The organism is Luteimonas panaciterrae (assembly GCF_020511115.1).
Classification (GTDB): domain Bacteria; phylum Pseudomonadota; class Gammaproteobacteria; order Xanthomonadales; family Xanthomonadaceae; genus Luteimonas; species Luteimonas panaciterrae.
This window is the reverse complement of the sequence record NZ_JAJAVH010000023.1, coordinates 1-4688: the sequence shown is the minus strand read 5'-3', so window position 1 is coordinate 4688 and position 4688 is coordinate 1. Positions and strand designations below refer to the sequence as shown.

Below are 4688 nucleotides of genomic sequence, written 5' to 3'. Positions count from 1 at the left end.
GGCGGCAATACCGGCGGCAATACCGGCGGCAATACCGGCGGCAATACCGGCGGCGCCAATGCCATTAGTGGGACAGTAGATGGCGACCGCTCGGGTGCTAACGGCGCCAATTCGAGTGTCAGTGGTGACGACTCTAACGCCGACGGCTATGCGGCGAATGTCGCAGGCGATCGTTCGAATGCGAACGGTTCTAATGCAGGTGTCAAGGGGAATGATTCAAATGCCAATGGTTACACAGCGAATGTAACAGGCGATCGTTCAAATGCGCTTGGTTCCAATGCTAGTGTTAAAGGGAACGACTCCAATGCGATTGGCTATAAAGCTAGTGTCACGGGCAATAGGTCGAATGCGAACGGTTCAAATGCTCGCATCAAAGGTGACGATTCCGACGCGCATGGTTATGCGGCGAATGTCATCGGGAATAGGTCGATAGCGAACGGTTCGAATTCTAGCGTTAGGGGTGACGACTCCAATGCATCTGGCTATAAAGCCAGTGTAGTGGGCAATCGATCAATTGCTACTGGCTCTAATGCTAGTGTCAAGGGGCATGAGTCCAATGCTTACGGTTATCGTGCGCAAGTTGTTGGCGACGGCTCGACGGCTATTGGTTCGCAGAGTACGGTGCGAGGTAATCGATCCTACGCGGCTGGCGATAAGGCAGCTGTGGTGGGAGATGACTCGACTGCGACTGGTGCCAATGCGAGGATCGAAGGGAACAACGCCGTAGCCTATGGCGCGAGATCGACAGCCAAGGGTAACGACACGACCGCCGTAGGTTCGAGAGCAAGTGCGACTGCTGAAGGAGCAAGCGCATACGGTGCTGGAGCCAGGGCAACCGCGAGGAATGCAACAGCAATTGGTAGGAATTCAGTTGCGGATGAAGAAAATACAGTTTCAGTTGGTAGCAGGGGGGCAGAGCGACGGGTCACCAATGTTGCAGCGGGTGTAAACGACACTGATGCCGTAAATGTGCGCCAGCTTAAGCGTCAGCTCAAGGATGCGAAGAGAAAAGCTGATGCAGGTACAGCAACGGCAATCGCGATGCTTAATTCGACGCACGGATTGGATGAAGGTAAAAATTTCGCCCTTGGTGCTGGTTACGGAAACTACGGGGAAGGCAAGGCATTCGGCGTGGGAGCTACAGTCAGGGTCACCGAAAATTTAACAACCACTTTCAACGTCGGCCGTACCTCGGGCGAGGACGAAGACGAAACGGGATATGGGGTTGGCATGAGCTATCAATGGTAGATTGATTATTAAATTAAGATAATCAACATTTATCAATGGCATGCTGATAAGCATATCAGCATGCCATATTTTAGGAATTAAAAGTAAGATCATGATGAAGATAAATAATTTTATTATTGTTGTTATCGCCATTCTGCTTGGCGCTTGTACGACGATGTCAGGCCCTAAATATTGGTCTAATCAAGTGACACTTGCAGACGGGAGTGAAGCCTACAAGGTGTCGTGCGCGGGAATTTTCTCCAGCACTGATGCTTGCATGAAACAAGCAAGAAAAATATGCAAAGACCAGATGGTTAATATAGAAGTAGTTGATGGGTTAAAAGGTAAATATGTGCCAAAAAGGGATTCTCGCGAAATTGTATTCAAATGCGGTGTTCCAGTGGTCGAGGAAGAAGCTCCATCAACTCCTGAGCGAATCACCACAAGCAGCTTTCAATTTCAATCTGACGCATTGTTTGAAACTGCTAGTGCGAAGCTAAGCGATCAGGCTAAGTCAAAATTCGATGAGTTTGCAAAAGCCGTGAGCGCTGTTCCATTGAAAAGCTTAAAAATTATTGGGCATACAGATTCTAAAGGAAGCAATTCTTATAATCAGGATCTTTCAGAAAGGCGTGCTCAATCAGTACTCTCATATCTCACATTTCTCGGAGTAAAGGCTGACTCGGTGAAGGCGGAGGGACGTGGTGAGGAAGAGCCTATTGCGACAAATGACACGGCGGAAGGTCGCGCGACTAATCGTCGTGTTGATATCGAGATCCAGGGCGGATCGACTACGACCGAATAGCGGGTTATTGCGTATGTCAGGCAAGCGAGGCGGTATAAGCATGAACCATGAAAGGCATGAGACGGACCTGAGCCCTAATGGTCCTGAGGCAGTAGAGCCGATGCACCATCAGAGTAGTTACGGCAGTCATCGTCAGAGATTCTGGGCGATGACTGTCCCTCTGTCCTCTATTATTGGAGGATTCCTAACTTTGATGATTGGCGGGTGGGGGATATTTATGGGGCCATTGGCGATCTTGTTTATTAACAAGAATAAATATAAATGGTCTTCAGTGCACAAAATTGGGATAGAGGCAATGAATTTTAATATCACCATGGCCATGGTTAACTGGGCTCTAATGGTATTAACTATAGTCACTCAAGGAAGAAGTGGAGCGGTGCTTGCGTTTGGAGTTTTCCTGACTGGTAGCGTATGGCTTGTTATGAATATTAGGGCCGCCATCTATATGGCACGCGGTAAGGATTATCGCTACCCAATGTCGTGGCGATTCATAGTCGATTGAAATGTATTTCATTAGTACAAATTTATATGATCAATATAGGTGTGTTATAACATAGTAGCGGCGTAATTATTATGGGTGAACATCAACTACAAAAATCAATTTATCGACTTACGTTATTCATATCATGCTTTTTGTCGATAGTTTTAAGTGGGAGCTGGTTAATAGCAATGCGGGCTTTGCAGGCGTTTGGCAATAACTCGGGCGAATCTGTGAAAGAAAGACAGATGGATTCAAAGCATTTAGATTCGAGAGATAAGCGCATAACATCCAGGTACACGGAAATACCTGTTATTGAATCTAATTCGACAAAGACTCTTAAGTCGCTCGATACGGAAGTAAACGATCGCCAAGAATCAGCAGTGTCGCAAGAGCCAAGCGGTCAAAATGGGCCTCCGGGCTCCTCCGCCGTTCCCAACACGCAACGACTAACTCACACCGTGATCGACCATCAGGTCGCGCCGGTGCAACATCAGATCGCACCAACGCGACGTCAGGTCGCACCAACACCACGTCAGGTCGCACCAGCATCACCTCGGCCACTAGCCAATGGTGCGCCTCAACCCTATTACCCGTTGGACGCGTATCGTCGGAGGAAAGAGGGCAGCGTAGGTCTTCGCGTTTGGGTTAATGCTAAAGGTGTGCCGAAGCGTGTCTTAGTAGTCAAAAGTAGTAAAGTTCCTGAGCTTGATCGAGCAGCTGCACAAACGATGTATGATTGGCGTTTCCAGCCAGCAAAAATTGACGGAAAAGCAGTAGAGGGACAAACGAAGGTCACCATTGACTTTAAGATGAATCGATAGGGGCGGTGGAGCATTCTTCACATGTTAGGTCACTCGGATTTTGCATGAGTACGATGCAATCTTATTTCATCACCAGGTCTGCATTCGCTTTGTAGTGAACTAGTCTGTTGTCTGAGAGTTCGCCTTGTAGTGGTATTGCTTCGGAAGATTGAAGTCGTGAGGCGATGCATGTGACCAATACCAAGGATCGAGAATACGCCGTTGAAGTGTGGATGTAGTGTGTCATCAATTCCTCACGGCAGCAGGGACAATGTAGATGATGATCTTGTTTTCACCTAGAGCCCATGGAACAAACACCGACTTCCCCCAATACCGTCGACTCCGACTCCGCGCTTAATTCCATAACCATAGCGGCCTACCTCCTTGGTCATAGCATTGCCGTTGAGCGAGCCGTGATGACCTTGATCTCGATGAAGGATCAGGATTTGGTTGCGCAACACCGCAGTTTGCAGGCCGATCTGGAATTTCGTAATGGAATGATAGCGGCCGATCTGGAATTTCGTGATGGAATGATAGCGGCCGATCTGGCGCGCTGTGGCTTGGACGCGTCGCTGCAGCCGCTTGTGCAGAATGGCTTTCAAGCGGGGGTGCAGGCACTGCTGCGCATCTATGCGAAGAATGGTTTTGAGCCCGTGAGCGATGGTTTTCCCGCTTTCCCTGCATCGCTTCTGTTTCCCCGCTCCCCAATAGTCTGATGTTGTCTTTTCTCGACCAAAATATGCTGTAGAACCGTTTTACAAATCTTTGAATCTGCGAATGAAATTGCTGTGTCGTGACACAGGCGAATTTCACGGATAGAGAAAAATGGCTGGTGGAGTTACCAGCTTTCTTTGGATAAGACATCTGGGCTTGCGGTTGGAGGCCAGCAACATGTGTTCGGGCTGGAGGTGCGGACGTTTCGAGTATCGACTGCCGGGAGGGGGTGCTGCCCTCACCCTGAATAGAGAGCTGCCATTGTCCACTGCATAACGGCGACCCTCGCCGCGAGCAAATCCGTCACTCTAGACAGTCCGACTGTGCGCGTGACCACTGATCGGTTTCACCGTCGATGGAAGTTGAGCACGCAGGGCAAGATTACGGCGCCTGTGAGAGTGAAAGTGGGGAATATCGGACCGAAGGCGCGCCGGCATACGACGCAAGGGGCGACCGTGCCGACGGATCTGAGTGGAGCCGTATGTATAGAGTACTGCTAGTCTCCCGATGCTGGCGGAGTCTGCACTCCGCACTACTTCGTGGAGGAGGAAAACGGGAAGAATGGTGCGGGCGTGTCCTAATCCCTTAGGGCAGTCAGCGCTAGGACTGGGCAGAGGGAAGATCGTCTGCCTCTCCCACTTCGATCGCTTGCTGCACCTTG

At 49.8% G+C, this 4688-nt stretch carries 5 protein-coding genes; all 5 read left to right on the top strand.

Annotated elements, in window-relative coordinates:
• The coding region (locus tag LG367_RS17660; RefSeq protein WP_226470590.1) for a YadA family autotransporter adhesin at nucleotides 1–1248 on the top strand (1248 nt) is incomplete at its 5' end.
• A gap of 91 nt (nucleotides 1249–1339) precedes the next feature.
• Nucleotides 1340–2032 carry an OmpA family protein gene (locus tag LG367_RS17655; RefSeq protein ID WP_226470589.1) on the top strand — a complete coding sequence of 231 codons (693 nt, stop codon included), beginning with the start codon at nucleotides 1340–1342 and terminating at the stop codon, nucleotides 2030–2032.
• Nucleotides 1956–2534: a DUF4870 domain-containing protein gene (locus tag LG367_RS18810; RefSeq protein WP_484497388.1), complete on the top strand. Its 579-nt coding sequence runs from the start codon at nucleotides 1956–1958 to the stop codon at nucleotides 2532–2534. Before LG367_RS17655 ends, LG367_RS18810 begins: the two co-directional genes overlap by 77 nt.
• Before the next feature lie 71 nt (nucleotides 2535–2605).
• Nucleotides 2606–3334, top strand: a complete 729-nt coding sequence (locus tag LG367_RS17645; protein WP_226470588.1) for an energy transducer TonB — start codon at nucleotides 2606–2608, stop codon at nucleotides 3332–3334.
• Between the two features lie 284 nt (nucleotides 3335–3618).
• Nucleotides 3619–4029, top strand: coding sequence for a hypothetical protein (locus LG367_RS17640; RefSeq protein ID WP_226470587.1), 411 nt, complete (start codon nucleotides 3619–3621; stop codon nucleotides 4027–4029).
• The last annotated feature ends 659 nt before the right edge of the window (nucleotides 4030–4688 follow it).

What these genes read in the sequence shown, in the direction of transcription:
- LG367_RS17655 (WP_226470589.1), top strand. Translation starts at nt 1,340, where the DNA reads ATGATGAAGATAAATAATTTTATTATTGTTGTTATCGCCATTCTGCTT.
- LG367_RS18810 (WP_484497388.1), top strand. Translation starts at nt 1,956, where the DNA reads ATGACACGGCGGAAGGTCGCGCGACTAATCGTCGTGTTGATATCGAGA.
- LG367_RS17645 (WP_226470588.1), top strand. Translation starts at nt 2,606, where the DNA reads ATGGGTGAACATCAACTACAAAAATCAATTTATCGACTTACGTTATTC.
- LG367_RS17640 (WP_226470587.1), top strand. Translation starts at nt 3,619, where the DNA reads ATGGAACAAACACCGACTTCCCCCAATACCGTCGACTCCGACTCCGCG.